Raw genomic sequence first — 19,889 nt, 5'->3', positions numbered from 1 at the left:
CGCTCATCCGTAGCCGAGCTGCTCCAGGTCCTCTTCATCGAGGCCGAAGTGGTGGCCGATTTCATGCAGCAGCGTGATTCTGATCTCGCGCCGCACCAGTTCTTGTCCACCGAGAGGAGTGCCGTCCTCATCGACCCACGGCTCCCATCCACCCGCCTGGTCGATGACGCCGCGACGGAAAATGCAGATGTGCTCCGGGACCTCGACATCATCCTGCACGCTGCGCTCGGTCAGAGGAATGCCCGTGTGAAGTCCGCAGAGGTCCTCTTCGTCGGGGTCCATTCCGAGTTCACGGAGGAGCCGCCGCGAAGGCGCATCGTCGACGACGAGGGGCTTCTCTTCAAGCAACTTTCGGAGCCTCGCGGGGAGCTGTTCGACCACCTCATCGAGGAGCGCGTCGAAGCGCTGCCGTTCCTCGTCGCTCAGGCGCATGGAGGCTCCATGGCGCCGATGAGATCCTGAATTGAAGCGACCCCCTGCCGCTCCGCCCACTTCGCCAGCCCCTTCACGATGGCGAGTGGAGCGCGGGGATTGACGAAGAGGGCCGTCCCCATGCCGACTGCCGTCGCGCCCGCGAGGATGAACTCCGCCGCATCCTCCCAGTGCATCACGCCGCCGAGACCGATGATCGGAATCGCCGCACCGCGCGTGACCAGCCTGTGCACATCGTGAACGACGCGGACGGCGATCGGGTGAATGGCGGGGCCGCTCAGCCCGCCGCCGCCCCGGGCGAGCCTGCTGCGCCGGCTCTCGGGGTCGATCGCCAGCGCCGGGAAGGTGTTGCAGAGGGTGAGACCATCAGCGCCATGCTCGACCGCCACCTGCGAGAGACGCACGAGATCACCGGCGCCGGGCGAGAGCTTCACAAAGAGGCGCTTGCGGATGACCGTCGGGCGTACGGCCTTGAGGAGATCCGTCAGCAGCTTCGGATCGTCGCCGAACTGGAGGCCGGTGGCGGTGTTCGGACAGCTCACATTGAGCTCGATGATGCCGGGCTCGGATCGCGTGTCGAAGGTGGAGGCGACGGCGACATAGTCGTCGATCGAGTGACCTGCCGCGGAGGCGATGACGGCACAGGGAAGCGCGGCTGCGCGGGGCAGGCGATCGCGCACGAAGGCCTCGATGCCCGGATTGGCGAGCCCGATCGCGTTCAACATGCCCACGCGCGTCTCGATGAGGCGCCACGGCGCGTTGCCGACACGCGCCTCGCGCGTGATGCTCTTGGTCGTGATCGCTCCGATCGCGTCGAGCGGCAGCGCGTCGGAGATCTCATCGACCTCCCCCGCCGTGCCCGCCGCAAGCACCACGGGATTGCGCAGGCGCACGCCAGCCAGCGACACTTCCAGAAGCGAGGCGCTCGGCGTCGTCACGACGATGCACTGAGCTGCTTCAGCAGCGCCTCATCGATGCCGAGGTACTCGTACATGTGCTGGTCGTAGACCTGCTGGTCCTTCTCCCGCGAGAAGTCGAGGCGCAGCTCATTGATGACCTTGGTGCCCTGCCCGATCCACTGGTTCCATGTCTCAGAGGAGATGTTCTCCTGAATCCAGGCACCGAGCGCGCCCTTGAAGGGCGGGCGCTCGAGCCGCGTGCCTGGGCGCCCGGTGCGCCTGCAGGTGAAGCCGTTCGAGCCACTCGCAGCTGCGGGGCGACTCGCGCGCGTCTCGATGACGGGCGGCTCCCGTCCGATCTCGCGCAAGAGGGCCGCGATCGCATCCCGTGGCTGGAGATCGCCTCGCTCGGCGGCGATGCGATAGCCCCGCTCAAGGAGCACCACGGCGCGATCGGCCCATCCGGCACCAATCATGGCGCGGCCGACGAGTTCGTAGGCACGGCTCATCTCAGGAACGAGCTCAATGCAACGCTCGAGGGAGCGAGACGCCTCGGCGAAGCGCTTCTCTCCAAGAAGAGCGTTGCCGAGCGAGAAGTGGGCCATCTCGTTTGACGGGTCCGCCTCCGCCATCCGCTGAAACTGCGCGATTCGATCACTGCTCGACATCATCACCTCGACCGGTCAGGGTCGGCTCCAAGAAAGGTCTCAAGTCGCATTCTGCGGAAGAGCTCAGAGAGATGCACCGGAAGCGGTTCCAGCGTCACTCGACCTCCCCTGCCGCGCACATCGTTGACCAGCTTGACCAACTGTCCGACGCTGGCACTGGCCATGAAGGTCACTCGGTCGCAGTCGATACGAAGATCTCTCGTGGGCGACTGGGAGAGCGCCTCGAGGACCGCCCCGAAGAGCGTGGCCGAGCGGCTGCCGATTGCGCCTGCGAAGGCGATCACATCGACCCCTTCCTCTTCGCGCCAGTGGCAGACGAACTCCCGCATGGTTCGGCATGGTATCCGAGCCGCCGCGGGTGCTGACGAGGCGCTGGGCTCAGAGCCAGTGCCGTCGGTGATACACCCACCACTCCGCGGCGAGCAGCAGCAGACAAGCGCCGATGACCCACGGCCAGAGGTCGGTGAGCACACCACCTCCACCCCCGCGCCCCTGCACACGCTCGGTCCCGACGGCAATCGCCTCGGCGGCACCGATGACCGCTTCGTCGGCATCGAGCATGTTCACCGCGAAGCGACGACTCTCGCGTTCATTGCGCTGGACCCAGCTCAACTCGTAGACGCCGGCCCGTCGCACCGGCCCCCAGGCAAACTGCGTGGGATGGGCCACCGCGGGTGATTCGCGACGACCATCAGGCAGCGTCAATTGGATGTCGCGGGCGCTCGCGGGGAGGCGCGCGGTGATCACATCGCCGGGGACCAGCGTGCCGCCGATCGCCGCATCACCGAGCGCGCCTAGCCATTCGATGGCATTGGCGACGAAGTTGACGAAGCTGCGCTGGAAGGGCCAGTTGCTGTCGAGCGGATCGAAGGTCACCACCACCGCCTGAAGCGTGCCTCGCTGCGCAAAGGCGATCGCCGGGCCGTCGATTGACTCGGCCAGGATCTGCACTTCCCGCGAAGGTGCCGTCGCAGTCATGCGGGCGATCACGACCTCATCGAGATTGACGGCGCTGAGCGTGGGATGGTCGCGCTGGGCGCTGGCGATGCGCACCGCGGACTTCTCCCCGAAGGCATTGAACGCCGGCGCAGCGCTGCCCTTGGGAAGGCCGAAGGAGAGAATGCGCCCATGGCTCAGCGCCTCGGGCCAACAGTTCGAGAGGATCAGAACATCGGCGTAGTCCGGGCCGACACGACCCCCATCGACCTCCGTGGTGAACTGCGCGCAGGTCATGACACGCAGCTCAGCCAGCGGCAGCGCTTCAAGCAGAGCCTGAAGCAGCGAGAGCTGGTCGCCCACCAGAACAGCGCGGAGCCGCTTCGGGGCATTCGTGACAAGCCGGGCGACATTGTCAACCGCGTAGGCGTCGTCGAGCACGAGGCGCACCTCGACGGTTCCCTGACGCGTCTGCTCAAACGGCCTGAAGGTAAGCCGTGCCACGCCCGGCTCGAGACGGCCACCTACCTCCTGGGCTGCGGGAATCTCCACCGGTCTCGGCGTGATCGCGCGAGTCAGACCGTCGACGAGAAGCTGGGCGTCGGCACGAACCGCTTCGCGCCCCGTGTTTCGGAAGGCGGCAAAGACCTCGATCTCCTCCGGTCGCTGCACGGAGCGGTCCGCGGCAATCGTCTCGATGCCGGCGTTGACCGTGTCAGGTCGACCGATGACGACATACCGGAGCGTCTCTCCGCTGCGAAGTGGATGCTGGGCAAGATCGGCGATCCGGCCATCGGAGAAGAGTTCAAGCTGCGCCGGGCGCTCCGGAGGAAGATCGACCGCATCAGGGTCCACTTGCGTGGTGAAGGCCCGGGCCAGCGTGAGGGCTTCACCGATGCGTGTCGCGGCGTCGGACGGCTCGATGCCATCCACCGACGCGAGCACCTGTTCGCGGGAACCCGAAAAGGGCGATCGAACCTCGGCGCGATCGCTGAAGGCGATCACCATCACCTCGCTGGGCGCTCCGGAGAAGAGCCCGCCGGACATCAGCTTGTCGATGCGTTCGCGCGCGAGCCGTTTGGCTTCATCCAGCCGCGTGCGCCCACCGGGACCATCGGTGGTGTTCATGCTCGCGGAGTTGTCGATCAGGATGACGACGCGACCGCCGCGCGCCGCTCCCAGGTCGATGCGCGGCTGCATCACGGCGAGCGCCACCAGAATCAGGACGAGAAGCTGGAGAAAGAGCAACCAGCTCGGTCGCAGGCGCTGGAATGGTGCGTTCGCGCGGAGGTCTTCCACCGCCCGGCGCCAGAGCATGGTGGTCGGTGCGGCGCGGCGTCGCCGACGCAGCTTCAGGAAGTAGAGCGCCAGCAGAAGCGGCACCGTGATGGCCGCAAGCACGATCCCGGTGAATGGCGTCAGCCAAGTCATCGCAGGAGACCTCGACGCCGCAGGTACTCCATGAGCAGGACATCCATGTCGGTCGAGGTGTCGATGACCACATGGGTCATGGAGCGGCGAATCGAGAAGTCGCGCAATCCGGCGAGATAGGCATCGAGGCGCTCGCGGTAATGGCGCAGCAGCCCGCCGCTCACCGTGACCTCTGCGGTGGAGCCATCCTCGATGTCCTCAAGGCGGAGATCGCCGGAAAGACCGTGCGTGCCGGGATCGAGCTCTTCTGGTGACAGGAGTTGCATCAGGAAGAGGTCATAGCCGCGGCCGACCAGGTAGCGCAGGCCTCGTTCATAGCCCTCGCGCACCATGAAGTCCGAGAGGACCAGCATGACGCCGCGACCCTGGCGCGACAGCGCGATCGAGCGCATCGTGTCACCGAACGGCGCTTCGCCGGATGCCTCCATCTGGAGGAGCCATCGACCCATCTCCGAGGTCCGACGCCGGCCTCGAAGATTGGAGAGTCTCCTGATGCCGCTGCCATTGAACGAGATGAGCGTCACACGGTTGTGATTGACCAGCCCCACATAGCCCAGCGCCATCGCCAGCCGCCGTGCATACTCGAGCTTGTTCGGGTTGCCCCAGTCCATCGAGGCGCTGGCGTCGATCGCAATCAGCAGCGAGAGGTCCTCTTCCTCGAGAAACATCTTCAGGAAGAGGCGGTCGAGCCGTCCGTAGATGTTCCAGTCGACGAAGCGAAGGTCATCGCCATGCACATAGGGTCGGAAGTCGGCGAACTCGACGCTCTGGCCGCGCCGCTTGCTCCGCCGCTCACCCTGGATCTTGCCCTGGAAGATCTTGCGGCTGACCACATCGACCTGATCGAGCTTGGCCATCAACCGACCGTCGATGAGCTCGTCCAGGCGCGTCGCGCGGCGAAGGATCGGAGGCTTCTCGCTGAAGCTGCGCTCGCTCATCGTTCACACTCCATCATGGCACCAATGCCCGGATTCACGGTGCCGCCTCCACCGGGGTGCGATCGATGACGCGCGTCACGATCTCGTCGGCCGTCCGCCCCTCGGCTTCCGCTTCGAAGGAGCGGAAGACGCGATGCCTGAGGGCCGGCAGCGCCACCGCACGGAGATCCGCGACACTCGCGGCATAGCGACCATCAAGCAGGGCGCGAACCTTGGCGGCGGCCAACATCGACTGAGCGCCGCGCGGACTTGCACCGACGCGCAGGTAGCGGGCGACGAACGCGTCTCCGAACGGGCCACCCGGATGGGTCCCGAGCACGACTCGAATGCACCAGTCCTTCACATGCGGGGCGACCACCACGCGCCGCGCGAGGCGCTGGGCGGCGACGATCGCCTGCGTGTCGATCACGGCCTCAAGATGGGCCGCTTCGCCTGCGGTCGTTCGCTTGATGATCTCGTTGAGCTCCTCGCGCGACGCCGCGGGCACGGTGACCTTGAAGAGGAAGCGATCGAGTTGTGCCTCGGGGAGCGGATAGGTCCCCTCCTGCTCGATCGGGTTCTGCGTCGCAAGCACCAGGAAGGGCTCGGGCAGTCGTCGCGTGACTCCGCCGACAGAGACGGAGCGCTCCTGCATCGCTTCAAGCAGCGCCGACTGGCTCTTCGGAGTGGCTCGATTGATCTCATCGGCGAGGACGATGTTCGCGAAGATCGGCCCCTCGCGGAACTGGAAGGTTCGGTGCCCGCCCGCAGCATCCTCGACGAGAATGGTCGTGCCCGTCACATCGGCGGGCATGAGGTCAGGTGTGAACTGAATTCGATTGAACGAGAGCGCCATCACTTCGCCGAGCGTGCGCACCAGCAAGGTCTTGCCGAGGCCGGGGACGCCCTCAAGGAGCACATGGCCGCCGGCAAAGAGCGCGAGCAGCGTCTCTTCGACGACTTGCGTCTGACCGACCAGGCGCCGACCGACGGCCTTGCGAAGCGCCTCACCCGTCGTGCGAAAGGCGGCGCAGGCGTGGCGCACCGCCTCGACATCGGCGGCATTGGCATCGATGGTCGCGACGCCGGCTGGTCCGCTCGCTGCGGTTGATGGTGGTGCTGGATTGGACGGTTGTGGCGGGGTCAAGTGCCACCTCCCTGTTCAGGTCCTTGGGAGTCGCGATCATCGCCTCGGGCGCGGCGCTTTGCTTCACGCAGGCGAGCGAGGCCATCGGCTTCGTTGCCGGTGCCGGGAGGCGCCGAGCGCGGGTCCGGTGTCTTTCGCGGAGCTTCGCCCTCAGGTGCCGCCTGGCCCTCGGGACGAACCGGGGCTGCACGCCGGGTCGGCGGCGGCACTGCCGAGACCTCGTCGCCTGCCTTCGGCTCCGAATCCCCCCGTGCGGCGCGCTCCCGTGCCTTCCGCCATGCGGCGACGCTCGCGTCACCGACCGCTTCGACGCGCCCCATGGCGCGAGCGGCTCTCTCTCGAGCTTCCTTTGAATCAAAGGCGAGGCGACGCGACGCGACATCGACCAGGAAGAGAGCAGCCGCAAGGATCGCCAGAAGATCCCAGACCCGTCGAGCCGTGCGCGGCGCCTGGATGCCTGCTCGCTCAAAGAGCGAAACCCCGACCGTGTCGGAGAGCTTGATCACCCGACCGCCGGTGCGCTTGGCCACGGCCTCGAGCACGGCGCTGTTGTCGCGCAGTGAGCGGAACTCGCGCGCGTAGGGCACGCTGACGGCGGCCTGCACTGAACTCACGCGCCGCTCTCCATCGGGTGACTCCGAGGCAAAGCCCGCATTGACGAGATAGGCCCCTTGGTCGCTGGTCTCAAACTCACCACGCCAGCGCCCCGCCGCCACCTGCCTGAGCGGAAGAACTCTGGCGCGGCCGTCGGGTCCGACCATCGTCGCCTGGACCGCGGCCCCCGTCGTCACGGCGCTTTCGAGTTCCACCGTCGCGCGGCCGCCCTCGAGTTGCACACGAAGCGAGGCGTCGCGTGGCTGCGGCGGTCGCATGCACCATCGAATGACCTGCTCCCAGAATGGACCAACCCCCTGCCAGGCCGCCCACGGCGCGCCCCAGCGTCCACTGACATCGCTGGTGAAGGCGACGGCTCGACCAAGGCCATGATTCCAATAGGCAAGGAGCGGATCGGGGCCTTCAGCCGTTTGCAGCGTGATCGGCGTCTGCGCCAGACCTTCGCGCGCCACGGTGAGCACGAAGCCATCAACAGGCGGCACCGTCGTGACGCCCTTGGTCGGACCGCTGGCCATGGGTTGAAGCTGGGGCGCGAAGCGCCCCTCCTGGAGCAGCGAGCGGGAGACGACGGACGCCTCCTTGATGAAGATCTGCGGGAGATCGCGCGGGTTCCTCACAAAGTAGAAGCGCCCACCAGTCGAATCCGCCATGAACTTCATCTTGTCGTGATCCGCCTGCGTCCCGTGACCCACCACGAGCACCGTGGTGATGGTGATGCCGTCGCGGCGATAGTCGTTGAGCAGCGACGGGGGCGGCGCCTGTGGATCGCCGTCAGAAATGATGATCGCATGCTTGACCCCTCCCTTCACCGAAAGGAGCCCCTCACGCGCCATGCGAAGGGATGGGGCGAAGTCGGGCATGTCGCCCACCTGCATCGCATTCGCGGCCGCGAGTGCCGCGCGCTTGTCACCCGCGGGCTGCATCGGAAAGGCCCAGCTTGCGCCGGTCATGCCCGCCGCCCAGTCATAGACGACGATGCCCACATGATCGAGTCGCGTCAGCGCCTCAATCGCGGAGATGGCCACCTGCTTCCCCCAGTAGTTGCCCTGCGGCATCTCGCAGGAGTGCATCACGAGCGCAAGAGCCCCGCGGAGAATCTGCCGCGTCTGTGGAGGGTCGAGGCGAAGGGGGAGCGCCTTGGCCGTCTCCGAGTCGATCCATCCACCAGCGCCAAAGGATTGATCTCCGCCGAGCATGACCAGCCCCCCGCCGAGGTCATGCACATAGCTATAGAGCGCCGCATCCGTCTCAAGGCCTAGTGACCAACGCGGAACATTCGCGAGCACGACTGAATCGAAACCGGCCATGAACGCGGCGCCCGCGTCGAGCGCGCGCGGCTCGACCACTTCAGCATCGATGCCGGATCGTCGCATGGCCGTCGCGAGCACCTCCACCTCGGCGCCAGCGCCCCCGCCGTCGACGAAGAGCACGCGCCCTTCGCCCGAGACGAAGACGATCGCTTCGCCGACATTGTTCTCCTCGATCGCGTCCCCAACGGAGGGATCGGGTTCGAAGATCACCCGTAGACGCCGCGCCCCTGAACCCTCGAAGGTGAGCGGAATCGGGAACTGCGAGGGGCCCGATCGCAGCGTGACCCGCTGGCCATCGCCCGGTGTCGAGGGGTCGAGATCGATCGGCTGATCGTCGACCAGCAGGCGCAGGTTGCCCGGCGCATCGACCGGCGACCGAATGGTCACGCGCGCCTCGAATGGCTGGCCGATGCGAACTCTTGAAGGCGCTCGCAACTCCTCGACCACCACTTCAGAGGTCAGTTGGAACTCGAGTGGAACAACATCGATCGGCACGCCGGCGGCATAGGCCTCTTCAGCCGCCGCGATCAGCGAGCCCGAGGTTTCGTTGCCATCGGACACGAGCAGGATGCGATTCGCCGTCGTGCGCGGCAGTGTGGCCAGGGCAAGTCGAAGTGCGGCCTCGAGATTGGTCTCCTCCGTCGGACCCGCGTGGCCAATCTCCGAAACGACCGTCACCGGCGAGGGAAGCGCTGCAATCTCCGGTTCCATCGCGACCGTGATGAGCCCGACCCCATCCTCAGGACGCTCGCGCGACGCCGCCGCGCGCTGAAGGAACGCCGTGGCCTGCTCCTGGAGAGACAACGGCACCGAGCGGCTCGCATCGAAGATGATGAGCGAAGTCACGCCCTCGCCCGTGCGCTCAATGAGGGGACGGGCGAGACTTCCAGTCAGAAGCAGGACCACCATCACCCTGAGCGCAAAGGAGAGGCGCGCCTTGAACCGCCCCAGCACCGCTTCGCTGTGCCAGGCCAGCCACCAGAGCGGCAGGAGGATCAGCAGCAGAAGAAGCCACCAGGGATGCTCGAAGGTGATGGGCATCAGCATTGACAGGCTAGCAGTCAGCGGCGTGCCGTCCCTGAAGGCAGGTCGATTCCCAGCGACGAGAGAGGGACGGTGATGACGCGATGGTTGCCCATGTCGACGATGTGGGCCGACTCCGCATCAACGGCGATTGCCCACGGGTGAATCAGTCGCCCGCTGGCATGACCTCGTCCGCCGAAGAGACCGAGCGAGCGCCCATCGAGCGGATCGATGCGCTGCACTCGATCGTTGCCCCACTCCGCGACAAGCAGCGAGTCATCGGGCAGGAGTGCCATCGCCCACGGATAGGCGAACTCCCCGGGATTGCGCCCGAGCCGTCCGAGGATTCGTTTCAACTCTCCACTCTGCCGATCGAACACCTGAATGCGGTGATTGCAGGAGTCGACCACGAAGAGCTCGGCTTCATCGCGCGAGAGGGCCAGAGACTGCGGCCGCTCGAAGCGACCTGGCGCATCACCCGGGCCTCCGAAGGCCTTCACGAAGGTGCCATCTCCCGTGAAGACCTGAATCCGGTCATTGCTGCCGTACTCGCCGATGTACATCAGGCCATCGCCCGCAATGGCGATGTCGGTCGGATAGATGAACTCTCCATTTCCGAAGCCGTAACGCCCGAAGCGCTCGATCTCCCGACCCGAGCGGTCATATCGAATGATGCGGTGATAGTGCGTGTCGGGAATCAGCATCGTGCCATCGGGCGCAATGGAGACTCCGACCGGCTGGCCGAGCGCCCACTCCGGCATTCGAAAGGAACCCGCGAACACGCCGTCGACGAAGCGCTGCACCCGCGCCGTCCTGTCGATGACCACCAGCGCGCCGTCGGTGGGATCGACCGCGATCGCCCGAGGCCGCTCGAAGGTCCCGTCGATGATGCCAGGCCCACCCGTCACCCGCGAGGCCCGAAGTTCAGGAAGTTCGCTCTCCTCATGGCGGGCGCATCCAGGATTGAGGCTCGCCATCCCTGAAAGTAGGGCAAGAAGCAGCACCGCCATGCGACTCCGGTGAAGCCGGCGGGGCGAGATCGCCTGTCCGCCCGTGATGACGACGACGGTGGCAGCCCCGAGGGCGAGCGCGACGGTGACCAGGATGGCAAGTGAGACGGACGCGGGCCGCTGATAGTGGATCGCATTGAGAAGGCTCGACGCGAGCCAGTCGAAGCCAGGAGGTTCAAGTGCGGCGGCGACGGCGATCTCGCTGGCTGCAAGCGCACCGAGCGCAGCGCTTCCGGCGAGGGCCGCCAGAAGGAGCGATCGTCGATGACCCGCGAGGGGCACGATGATCGCTCGCGCGGCACCGTCCAGATGGTCGATCTCACCTCGGCTTGCTCGCCAGGTACGCCCCGCCCAGGCACCGAGGAGCACGGCGATGACCCCGAATCGCCCGACCTCGGCCACGACCATTGCCACCGGCGTCTCGAGGGGTTCGTGCAGGATCGGAAGCGCCATCCACGCTCGACGAACGGCCGCGGCATAGAGCGCCGCGGGCAGCGTGGCGGCGAGCAGCCACCCGCCGACCACCACGAACTGCATCACCATGAAAAGCTTCGCAGCAAGAGTGCTTCGCCGCCCGAAGCTGCCACTTTCCGGAGCGCCTCGAATCGCGAGTTCCGCGTGCAAGGCGGCAAGAAGACCGCCGAGAAGGGCCACGCTTCCCACGACCAGGAGCGCGTTCACGGCTCCCTGTCCATGGAGCACCACGAACTCCAATCCTCGCTGATCGCGAAGCGTGCGCCAAGCGAGCACGGCGAGGGGCATGGCCACCAGCACGCCAGGAACGAAAGCCAGAAGCGCCGCGAGCCGCAGACTCGATGGTGCGCATCCTACTTCCGTCGACCATACCGATGCGCCTCGAGTTCGCCCCACGGCCAGACCCGCGTTCACCGAGATCATCAGGATCATGAGGATCATGGCCGCGGCGACCAACACGGCACTTGTGATCATCATTGGCATGGCCGCCTTCATGATGACCGCGCTCGCGGCGCCCTGCGCCTCGAGCGAACGAAGCTCGAAGCCGATCGAGGGCTCCTGCGCGAGATCGAAACAGACGGTGTCCGCACCAAAGGCGAGCATGCCGATGATGACGGCCGCCACGAGCGCCCCCGCATCGCGGCGAAGAGCACTGGTGAGCCGACGCGCACCGCGCACCCCATCGAGGCGATCGAGCACGCGCGAGGCTCCATCATCGGCCATTCGCCACACCATGATGACGAGCGCCGCCGGTGCCCAGCCCCAGCCGATCAATCCGGCGAGAAGGGTTGCCCGGCGCAGGCTCGTGCCATGACCGTGACTGGCCAGCCAGTCGTGCAGCAGATTGCCGGGCGCAAGAACGGTCCACCATGCGGCGAAGAGCACCCATGGCGCAAGGAGAGTCACGGCCACGGTGACCATCAGGAGCGGCTGCCGCCCTTCACCGCGGCGCAAGCGCGTTTCGAGCGAGGCAGCGACTGGCCACCCAAGGAGCGCTGCGGCGAAGGCCGCGACCGCGTGCCAGGCGAGTGTCCGAACAAGCAGCGCACGGTCGGCGAGGGAGACCGCCGCGAGTGAACCCGGGGCGTCGATGTGCTCTGGTGCAGGGAAGATCACTGCAAGCAGTGGCAAGCAGGCCGCGATGAACCACACGACGAGCACCGCTGCGAAGAGTGCGCCGCGAAGCATGGTCGCCCGTCGCGGCGCCGCAAGGGTCATGTTTCGGAGCCCGCCCCGGGCTCGGAGGCTGACCCGACACCGAGCAGCGCCTCGATCGCCCGCGGCAGCGCTGCTTCAACGGCTGCGGCGTCAACTCGAAGGCCATCGGCAAGGCCGATCCCTTCTCCTGCGTCCAAGGCAAAGAAGCCGGGCGCCGCCTCTTCGAGCGCCCGCTGCGCCTCATCGGTCGCAAGGAATTCGAGCAGCCGCTGCGCGCCCTTGCGATTGGGCGCCGCGGTCACGATGCCCGCCACGCCGATCACGAGGAAAGGACCCTCGCCAGGATTCGGGCCGTGTCGCAGAACGGCGTACTCGAGCGACTTCGCGCCGGGTTGGGCGAGATAGGCCATCACATCGTCGATGTCGGTCATGCCGAAGTCCGCCTCGCCTGCGGCCACCGCTCGGACGACTCCGGCGTTTCCCGAAGTCAAGCGCCGAACGCCATGGCGATTCAGGTCCCGCGCCCAAGCCTCGAACCGTTCAGGGGTGCCTCGCTCCTGCGCCATCGCATACATCGCGGCCATGTGACCGCCGGTTGAACCGAAACGAGGATCGGCCATGACGAGGCGCCCGGCGTAGCGCTCCTGCGAGAGCTCCCACCATTCGGTGGGAACCTCCTCGCGCTCGACGCGAGCTGGATCAAAGACCAGCACCCGGCCTCGAAGCATGGTGGGAGTGAGACCATCGGCGCCGCCTTCGAGAATGCCCTCGGCAGCCAACCGTCCTGCGTGAACAGCCTCCCCCGACCAGAAGAGATCGGCCCGTGGTCGCTCCCTCTCGGCTCTCAACCGCGCCGCGAGCGCCGCCGTCTTGTTGACCTCGGTGTCGTAGAGCGGGCGGACTCGCACGCCCGTCCGTTCCGTGAAGAGCCGAAGCACGGGGCGCGCCGCGTGATCGTCAAGCGCGGTGTAGACGACCACTTCCTGCTCTCGATCCCCGCGGCAGGAGATCATCCCGCCGGCGAGCGCCAGCAGGACGACGCATGCGGTCCACGCGCGCGGAGTGATGCCGCATGACCACGCCGCCACGACGCGCGGCGCCATCACCTCAACGCGCCTCCGGCGCCGCCTCAGCCGGTGCGGGAGCCGCTGACTCCGCGGCGCGGCGACGGGCCTCGATCTCGCGCCGGAGCGTTCCGAAGTACTGCTTGTGGACCGACTGGAGGTGAGGCGGGATCGGATCGTCGTCACTCCCTTCCTCAGCGACTGCCGTCGCGTTCACTTCGACTCGACGCAGGACGGCATGGCTCTCACCGACGATCGGTGCGCCCTCGATGAACTCGCGGGCAATCACATCGGCGCCCTCTTTGCGACCGCTGGCCTGCTCGACCCGGGTCCGAGTTGCCGTCCGCATCTCCGGTCGAAATCCCGATCCGATGCCACCACTGGTGCCCTGCCCGTTGCCATCGGCCGCTCCACTGCCAGTACCGGAGCAGCTTCCGCCGGAGCACATGCTCGCCTTGCCGTCCCTGCATGCGCTCCGCGCCGCGTCGGCCTGCATTCGCATGACCTGCTGCATCTCGAGTTGGCTGAGAGTCTCCGACATGCATGAACCGGGCTCGCCACCATCCTTGGAATCCTGTCCGCCCTTGCACTGGCTGGACATCTTGCTCATTCGTTCGGCCAGTTCGCGGCGCATCTCGGACGCCTTCTGCTGGCTCTTCATCGCCTCGCGCAGGGCCTGCCTCTGCGCTTCATTCAAGTTCTGGCTGTTCTCAACGGCTTGCTGCATCGCGCTCGGATTGGCGGCAAGGTCCGGATCGAGCCCGGCCGCTCGTAGCGCATCCTCAAGCGCCGATCGCTCCGCCTCGCTGCTGGCGAGCTGTTCCGCCATCTGCTCAAGCGCCTCGGCGAGCGCTTCTCGCTGTTCCTCGGAGAGGGTGCCTTCGCGCAGCTCTTCCTGAAGCGCCTTGAGCGCCTCGTGGGCTCGTCCGAAGTCGCCACGCTTGAGCGCCTCGGCGAACTTCGCTGCTTCGGGCGACGAGGGCAGTTCGAGGGATGCGAGCTGGTCTTTCAGCGCCTCAAGCGCCTGCATCTTCTCGTCCTTCAGCAGGTCATCGAGCTTGTTGGCAAGTTCGGTGAGCTTGCGCAGCCCCTCGCGACGAATCTCTTCGGGTGCCTTGGGCGTCGAGAGCTCAAGGTCCTTGAGGGCCATTTCGAGATCCTCAGAGAGAGCGGCGGCAAGCTCGGGGTTCTCCTCGATCTGCCTGACAATGCCCTCCACCTCGCGCAGGGTCTCATCGCGTGCCTGCTGAATCTCCTGTCGCGTGGCGGCACCACTCGACCATGGGTCGAACTGGGGCAAAAGCCAGAGCGCCATGAACGCAGCGAGCGCGACCACTGGCGCGACCCACCAGGTCCGAGGCGCCTGAACAGCAAAGGCCTTCGCGATTCGCGCAGGCAGCGATCGATCACGCGCGAGCGCTTCGCCGTCATGGACCGCGGCCACGGCGAAGGGCGCATCGTCGCGCACGAGCGACACCGCGCTCGACAGGCGGTCTCTGAGGTCAAGGCGTCGATCGACTTCAATTGCGTCGTCAAGCAGCGGCGACCGACGAACGAGCGGCACGATCGCAGCAACGAGCGGCACAGCGGCCGCGGCCGCGATCAACCAAGTCCACCACGCTGAGTCGGGCGGGAGTCCGAGAGCGGGTGTCACTCTCGCGATGAGCACGAGCAGAAGCACTGCGCCCGCGGAGATGGCCGCCGTTGTGAAGAGCCTCGTCAATGCCGTCGCAGCGCGGCGCCGACGCGATGCGACTGAGACGACGCGCTCGACAGAGGGGAGAGATCGAACGGAAGCCCTGGAAGTGTCGTTCGAAGTCATGCCCACAGTCTATCCCTCAACTCGCAATGAGCGAAGTTCCGCCGCGGTATCATCGGCCCGCGTCGCGCCCGGAACAAGAGAGGACCCCACCATGTGCACCTTCGCCTCGAAGCTCGTGATCTCGGCCACGCTCGCCCTCGGTTGCCTTGGCGGCCTGACCTCGCCGAGTGCGGCAGCCCCATTGGCGCCGCAGAGCGACAGCGAACTTCGACTCGAGAACGAGCGTCTGCGCCAGCGCGTCCAGAAGCTCGAGGCCGACCTCGCCGTTGCGCTCGCGAAGATTCGCGAACTCGAGGAGGCCGCGGCTGAACCTCGCCCCGGGCGCGTGCCGCCGCCACCCGACGCCACTTCGCCAACTCCGCCAGCGCCACCAGGCGACGCACCAGGGCCAGCCAGCTCCGCGCCTTCATCGCCCACGAATCCGCTTGACAGTTCGCAGAGCATCCTTGACGCCATTCGCGCTCGCTTCGCCGCCGACTTCGCGGGGAAGCAAGCCCCGCAGGAAGGTGGATCGGATGAGCTGCTCTCCCGGCGCTGGTTCTCCGATGTCGAACGGTGGATGAATGGCGTGAACCGCGAGTTGCGGCGCCCCATCACATGGAATGTTCGCGTCATCTCCACCGAGCAGTCGGGCCGGAGCATTCGGATGGAGGTGATCTGTGTTGATCCCTCGACCGGCACGGATGTCGGGCGCCCCTTCTTCATTCAGCTTCAACAGCCTCAGACCGGGCCCTATGACCTCGCCGTTCGAACCGGTACCGCGGGCGGTGACTTCACGCTTCGAGGTGTCTTCATCCCACAGGTCACGCTGAACCCCACGCGGTACGAGGCAGGCACTTTCGACAATCCCCCGTTCATCGGGACATTCGTCGAGTATGGGTTCCGCATCACGGTCACGAGCCTGGTGCCGTCGGAGCGGCGCAGCGGACGAAGCCCGTCCACGCCCACGGATCGCTCGGCACCTTCAGGAAGCGGCGGCACCGCTCCGGGTGGAATGCCACCCTCAACTCCAGCGGATGCGCCGCCGGGCGCCGGTGGCGCCGCGCCGTGAATCCCGACGACCATGTCTGTCTCTGCTTCCGGGTGAGCCTTCGAAAGCTCCGCCACTTCATGGTGCGAACGAAGCCGACGGTGCCCAGCCAACTCAGCGAGTGCCTGGGAGCGGGCACCGGCTGTCACTGGTGCATTCCCTTTCTGAAGCACCTGCACGGGCAGTACGAGAGAGGCGTGTTTCCCGACCTGAGAATCTCGCCCGAGGAATATGCCTCTCAGCGGGTGCACTACCGTGCGACCGGCGAACGCCCCAGCGAGGGGAGTGATCCTCCTGCGCCCCCGGACGCCATGGGCCCCGGGTAATTGAGACTCATTCGCAACGACCTGCTAGGATTCGTGGCCTGCCCAGGCCTCGTTCCCCATGAGTCCTCCTCCGATGCCGACCCTTCCCGGCCACGCCAACACCCCCGCTCCCGATCGCCGCGTCCCCTTGACTCAGCTCAAGCGGGGCGACCGCGCGGTGGTGGACTGCTCCACGCTCACGCACCTGCCTGAAGAGGAGCGCTGTCTTCTTCGCGCCATGGGCCTATACGATCGCTGCACAGTCAGGGTCTGTCGGCCCGGCACACCATGCATCGTGCAGGTCGACTCGACTCGCCTCGGCCTGGCCGGTTCGGTGGCGAGCAAGATCCTTGTGACCCCCTGCCATGACTCCGACGCCGAGCGCCGCTGATCCAGCGCCGCCCCATGGCTCCGCCCCCGGGGGCGAGACGCACCCTCCGACGAAGCGAGGCAGCACCTCCGCGGGTTGGCGCATTGCGCTCTTGGGCAACCCGAACACGGGAAAGACGACGCTCTTCAACCGCCTCTGCGGACTGCGCGCAAAGACCGCGAACTTCCCCGGCAGCACCGTGGAGCGCCACTCCGGTGCATGGCGAGGCACGAACAGCACGCATGAACTGATCGACCTTCCGGGCACCTACAGCCTGTCGCTCGAACTGCCCGAGTCGCGCATCTGCGCCGAGTGCATCGAGGGGCGCATCGGCGACTGCGTACCCGACGCCGCGATCCTCGTGATTGATGCGACGAACCTCGCGCGAAACCTCCAGTTCGTGCAGGCCGCGCTGCGACGGCACCTGCCGATGGTCGTGGCGCTCAACCTGGTCGATGTCGCGCAGCGACGCGGCCTCTCGATCGATGCGAGCGAGCTCTCGCGGCGACTGGGGTGTCCGGTCGTTCCCATTTCGGCGAGGAGCGGCCATGGCCTTGACCAACTCCTTCACACTGTGGAGCGCGAAGCGAGTGAGGGCTGGAGCGAGGCGAAGTTCGCGGCTCGTTCGGCGCAGCTTCCCGCGAACCCCGAGGCATCCAATGCCGTGGCCGAGTGGGCGACGGAGACCGCTGTGGCTTCGGCCGTCGGCGGCCCGGCGGCTCACCATGAGCGCGAGTCGATCCATGAACGAGCCGACCTCCTGCTGACGCATCCGCTGCTGGGCATCGGTGCCTTCGCCGTGGTGATGGTGGCCCTCTTCACGGCGATCTTCTGGGTCGCCACCTTTCCGATGGATGGAATTGACTGGCTGATCGCCTCGCTCGGCGAGGCGGTGTCCACGGTGCTGCCCGAGGGTGCGTTCCGCGATCTCATCATCGATGGCGTCATTGCGGGTGTCGGCATTGCGCTCGTCTTCCTTCCGCAGATCTGCCTGCTCTTCTTCCTGATTTCGCTGCTCGAGGACTCCGGCTACCTTGCGCGAGCCGCCATCGCAGTCGATCGAGTGATGTCGCGCTTCGGACTTCCGGGACAGGCCTTCGTGCCGCTCCTCTCAAGCCACGCCTGCGCCCTGCCGGGCGTCCTCTCCACGCGACTGATCCCCGATCGGCGCGACCGACTGGCGGCGATCTTTGTCGCGCCATTCATGAGCTGCTCCGCGCGACTGCCCGTGTACACCCTGGTCGTCTCCATCCTCTTCATCGATCGCCCCGTCGCCGCGGCACTCGCTTTTGTGGGCTGCTATGCGCTGGGTGCCCTCGCGGGGCTCTTCACGGCCCTTCTCGTGCGATCGACGCTCCTGCGAGGCCGATCGCGTCCAATGGTCATCGAGTTGCCCGACTATCGCTGGCCGAGCCTGCGCACGGCGGCGATCACGATGTGGGAGCGAGGTCGCCTCTTTCTTCGCAATGCCGGCAGCGTGATCCTCGCGATCTCGATCGTCATGTGGTGGTTGAGCGCCTATCCCATTGCCGACGAGGGCGCCGAGGTCGCTGACCTCAGGGCTCAGGCGAGCGCCGCCGAGGAGCGCGGTGCAACCGAGGAGGCCGCCGAACTGAGCGACGATGCCGACCGTCTTCAGGGCCGCGTTCAGCAGGCGGGCAGCTTCGCCGGACGCCTCGGTTCCCTGTTCGAACCCCTCTTCAGCCCGCTTGGCTTTGATCGACAGCTCACGGTGGGCGTCCTGACAAGCTTTCTTGCGCGCGAAGTGTTCACTTCGACGATGTCGGTGCTCGCCGAGGGGCCGCAAGGCGACGACGACGAGCTGGGCGCCATCGCTGCAGTGCGTTCGATGACGCGCGACGATGGCGCTCCCGTCTTCACTGCTGCAACGAGTTGGAGCGTGCTGGTCTTCTTCGTGCTGGCGATGCAGTGCCTTCCCACGATGGTGCTGGTCAAGCGCGAGAGCGGAAGCTGGGGGTGGATGGCGCTCCAGTTCATCTGGATGAGCGGCCTTGCATGGATGGCAGCGTGGATCGCCTACCATGTGGCCATCATGGCTGGAGCCTCTGCATGATGACCGGTCTTCACGGAACGGCGCATCTCCCGGTTGCGCAGAGCCTCATGGCGTCGCTACCTGTGGGCGACTGGCAGTTCTGGCTCGTCACGCTCCTGGCGATCGGCGCCGCCATCGCCATCGTTCGCCCGCTCCTGCCATCGCGCGGTCGCAAAGCCACCTGCCCCGGCTGCTCAGCCGACGCCCCGAAGCGCACCACGCCGCTCACGATTGACGGCGAACGGCTGCGCTGAAGCGAGCTCAGCGACCGGGTCGCCGGGATTCCGGATGTGGCTCTGTTCACAGCGCGGGGCGCTTCTGTCATCATGGTCATCCCATGAGTGCCATGTCGATCGGCGTCATCATTCCGGCCGCGGGAGAGAGCCGCCGCTTCGGCGGTGACAAGCTCGGGCAGGACCTGGGCGGCCGAGCCCTGCTCCTTCGAACGGTCGAGCTCTTCACCAAACGCGAGGAAGTCCGAGCGATCGTCGTGGCCGCACCGCCCGATCGATTCGAGGAGTTCCGTGAGCGCTATGGGGCGCCGCTCTCCTTCCACGGCGTGCGCATGGTCGAGGGCGGGCGCCTCGAGCGCTGGGAGACCGTGCGGAACGCCCTCGCCGCTGTGCCCGAGGAGTGCAGGCACATCGCGGTGCACGACGCGGCGCGACCGGCAGCGAGTGACGAGCTCCTCTCACGCCTCTTCGAGGCGGCGAAGATCCATGATGCCGTCATTCCCGGCGATCCGGTGTCGAGCACGCTCAAGCGGGTCAGTGAAGAAGCCGTCGAGGCCGAGGAACACGACGATGTGGCCGAGGCCATCCTCGGTGAGATGGCTGATGAGACGCGCCCCGTCGGGCGGCGCGTGATCGAGACGATCCCGCGCGTCGGTCTTGTCGCCGTGCAGACACCGCAGGTCTTCAGGGCGGACCTGCTCAGGCGCGCCTACGCCCAGCCCGATCTCTCCGGGGCCACCGATGATGCCCAACTCGTCGAACGCATCGGCGAGCCGGTCATCGTGGTCGACGGTGAGAGCCGCAATGTCAAGGTGACCACGCCATCGGACCTCATGCTCGTTCGGGCGATCCTTGGCGCTCGCGAACTCGAGGGCCGCGCCGTCCACAAGCGCTTCTGACCGCTCTTCACCAGCCGCGCACGATGAGTTCACGGGCTGCTCACACCCGACAAGTACACTCCACGCAGATCGCGCCGAAGTCCCCCTGGGAGA

At 66.6% G+C, this 19,889-nt stretch carries 17 protein-coding genes; 6 read left to right on the top strand and 11 right to left on the bottom strand.

Annotated elements, in window-relative coordinates:
- Positions 1-3: 3 nt before the first annotated feature.
- From KF724_05080 to KF724_05030, 11 genes are all read right to left on the bottom strand, one after another.
- On the bottom strand, positions 4-432 hold the full coding sequence (locus KF724_05080; protein ID MBX3355054.1) for a metallopeptidase family protein: 429 nt from the start codon (positions 430-432) through the stop codon (positions 4-6).
- Positions 423-1,370: a dihydroorotate dehydrogenase gene (locus KF724_05075; GenBank protein MBX3355053.1), complete on the bottom strand. Its 948-nt coding sequence runs from the start codon at positions 1,368-1,370 to the stop codon at positions 423-425. Before KF724_05075 ends, KF724_05080 begins: the two co-directional genes overlap by 10 nt.
- Positions 1,367-1,999 (bottom strand): Fe(2+)-trafficking protein, encoded by a 633-nt coding sequence (locus KF724_05070; protein ID MBX3355052.1) that lies wholly within the window; start codon positions 1,997-1,999, stop codon positions 1,367-1,369. The genes KF724_05075 and KF724_05070 overlap by 4 nt, the downstream gene beginning before the upstream one ends.
- A gap of 2 nt (positions 2,000-2,001) precedes the next feature.
- Positions 2,002-2,328 (bottom strand): STAS domain-containing protein, encoded by a 327-nt coding sequence (locus KF724_05065; GenBank protein MBX3355051.1) that lies wholly within the window; start codon positions 2,326-2,328, stop codon positions 2,002-2,004.
- Between the two features lie 49 nt (positions 2,329-2,377).
- Positions 2,378-4,366, bottom strand: a complete 1,989-nt coding sequence (locus tag KF724_05060) for a VWA domain-containing protein (GenBank protein ID MBX3355050.1) — start codon at positions 4,364-4,366, stop codon at positions 2,378-2,380.
- On the bottom strand, positions 4,363-5,304 hold the full coding sequence (locus tag KF724_05055; GenBank protein MBX3355049.1) for a DUF58 domain-containing protein: 942 nt from the start codon (positions 5,302-5,304) through the stop codon (positions 4,363-4,365). Before KF724_05055 ends, KF724_05060 begins: the two co-directional genes overlap by 4 nt.
- A 34-nt stretch (positions 5,305-5,338) precedes the next feature.
- A complete protein-coding gene (locus KF724_05050; protein ID MBX3355048.1) occupies positions 5,339-6,358 on the bottom strand; it encodes an AAA family ATPase in 1,020 nt (339 codons plus the stop codon).
- A 68-nt stretch (positions 6,359-6,426) separates the two neighbouring features.
- Positions 6,427-9,396 carry a VWA domain-containing protein gene (locus tag KF724_05045; protein MBX3355047.1) on the bottom strand — a complete coding sequence of 990 codons (2,970 nt, stop codon included), beginning with the start codon at positions 9,394-9,396 and terminating at the stop codon, positions 6,427-6,429.
- Between the two features lie 20 nt (positions 9,397-9,416).
- On the bottom strand, positions 9,417-12,080 hold the full coding sequence (locus KF724_05040) for an SMP-30/gluconolactonase/LRE family protein (protein ID MBX3355046.1): 2,664 nt from the start codon (positions 12,078-12,080) through the stop codon (positions 9,417-9,419).
- Positions 12,077-13,123, bottom strand: coding sequence for an extracellular solute-binding protein (locus tag KF724_05035; GenBank protein ID MBX3355045.1), 1,047 nt, complete (start codon positions 13,121-13,123; stop codon positions 12,077-12,079). The genes KF724_05040 and KF724_05035 overlap by 4 nt, the downstream gene beginning before the upstream one ends.
- Positions 13,124-13,127: 4 nt before the next feature.
- Positions 13,128-14,906, bottom strand: coding sequence for a hypothetical protein (locus tag KF724_05030; GenBank protein ID MBX3355044.1), 1,779 nt, complete (start codon positions 14,904-14,906; stop codon positions 13,128-13,130).
- 91 nt (positions 14,907-14,997) lie between these two features.
- Here KF724_05030 and KF724_05025 point away from each other — a divergent pair, with 91 nt between their 5' ends.
- From KF724_05025 to KF724_05000, 6 genes are all read left to right on the top strand, one after another.
- Complete coding sequence (locus tag KF724_05025; GenBank protein MBX3355043.1) at positions 14,998-15,957, top strand: hypothetical protein; 960 nt, start codon at positions 14,998-15,000, stop codon at positions 15,955-15,957.
- A complete protein-coding gene (locus KF724_05020; protein MBX3355042.1) occupies positions 15,954-16,262 on the top strand; it encodes a (2Fe-2S)-binding protein in 309 nt (102 codons plus the stop codon). The genes KF724_05025 and KF724_05020 overlap by 4 nt, the downstream gene beginning before the upstream one ends.
- 58 nt (positions 16,263-16,320) lie before the next feature.
- Complete coding sequence (locus KF724_05015; GenBank protein MBX3355041.1) at positions 16,321-16,632, top strand: ferrous iron transport protein A; 312 nt, start codon at positions 16,321-16,323, stop codon at positions 16,630-16,632.
- A complete protein-coding gene (locus tag KF724_05010) occupies positions 16,607-18,685 on the top strand; it encodes a ferrous iron transporter B (GenBank protein ID MBX3355040.1) in 2,079 nt (692 codons plus the stop codon). The genes KF724_05015 and KF724_05010 overlap by 26 nt, the downstream gene beginning before the upstream one ends.
- Positions 18,685-18,918: a hypothetical protein gene (locus KF724_05005; protein MBX3355039.1), complete on the top strand. Its 234-nt coding sequence runs from the start codon at positions 18,685-18,687 to the stop codon at positions 18,916-18,918. The genes KF724_05010 and KF724_05005 overlap by 1 nt, the downstream gene beginning before the upstream one ends.
- 83 nt (positions 18,919-19,001) lie before the next feature.
- Complete coding sequence (locus tag KF724_05000) at positions 19,002-19,796, top strand: 2-C-methyl-D-erythritol 4-phosphate cytidylyltransferase (protein MBX3355038.1); 795 nt, start codon at positions 19,002-19,004, stop codon at positions 19,794-19,796.
- Positions 19,797-19,889 lie beyond the last annotated feature (93 nt).

The sequence above is a fragment of the Phycisphaeraceae bacterium genome (assembly GCA_019636735.1).
Classification (GTDB): domain Bacteria; phylum Planctomycetota; class Phycisphaerae; order Phycisphaerales; family SM1A02; genus VGXK01.
This window is presented reverse-complemented; position numbering and strand designations above follow the sequence as displayed.

What these genes read in the sequence shown, in the direction of transcription:
- KF724_05025 (MBX3355043.1), top strand. Translation starts at nt 14,998, where the DNA reads ATGTGCACCTTCGCCTCGAAGCTCGTGATCTCGGCCACGCTCGCCCTC.
- KF724_05045 (MBX3355047.1), bottom strand. Translation starts at nt 9,396, where the DNA reads ATGCCCATCACCTTCGAGCATCCCTGGTGGCTTCTTCTGCTGCTGATC.
- KF724_05015 (MBX3355041.1), top strand. Translation starts at nt 16,321, where the DNA reads ATGAGTCCTCCTCCGATGCCGACCCTTCCCGGCCACGCCAACACCCCC.
- KF724_05005 (MBX3355039.1), top strand. Translation starts at nt 18,685, where the DNA reads ATGACCGGTCTTCACGGAACGGCGCATCTCCCGGTTGCGCAGAGCCTC.
- KF724_05040 (MBX3355046.1), bottom strand. Translation starts at nt 12,080, where the DNA reads ATGACCCTTGCGGCGCCGCGACGGGCGACCATGCTTCGCGGCGCACTC.
- KF724_05035 (MBX3355045.1), bottom strand. Translation starts at nt 13,123, where the DNA reads ATGGCGCCGCGCGTCGTGGCGGCGTGGTCATGCGGCATCACTCCGCGC.
- KF724_05080 (MBX3355054.1), bottom strand. Translation starts at nt 432, where the DNA reads ATGCGCCTGAGCGACGAGGAACGGCAGCGCTTCGACGCGCTCCTCGAT.
- KF724_05010 (MBX3355040.1), top strand. Translation starts at nt 16,607, where the DNA reads ATGACTCCGACGCCGAGCGCCGCTGATCCAGCGCCGCCCCATGGCTCC.
- KF724_05000 (MBX3355038.1), top strand. Translation starts at nt 19,002, where the DNA reads ATGAGTGCCATGTCGATCGGCGTCATCATTCCGGCCGCGGGAGAGAGC.
- KF724_05060 (MBX3355050.1), bottom strand. Translation starts at nt 4,366, where the DNA reads ATGACTTGGCTGACGCCATTCACCGGGATCGTGCTTGCGGCCATCACG.
- KF724_05070 (MBX3355052.1), bottom strand. Translation starts at nt 1,999, where the DNA reads ATGTCGAGCAGTGATCGAATCGCGCAGTTTCAGCGGATGGCGGAGGCG.
- KF724_05055 (MBX3355049.1), bottom strand. Translation starts at nt 5,304, where the DNA reads ATGAGCGAGCGCAGCTTCAGCGAGAAGCCTCCGATCCTTCGCCGCGCG.
- KF724_05030 (MBX3355044.1), bottom strand. Translation starts at nt 14,906, where the DNA reads ATGACTTCGAACGACACTTCCAGGGCTTCCGTTCGATCTCTCCCCTCT.
- KF724_05065 (MBX3355051.1), bottom strand. Translation starts at nt 2,328, where the DNA reads ATGCGGGAGTTCGTCTGCCACTGGCGCGAAGAGGAAGGGGTCGATGTG.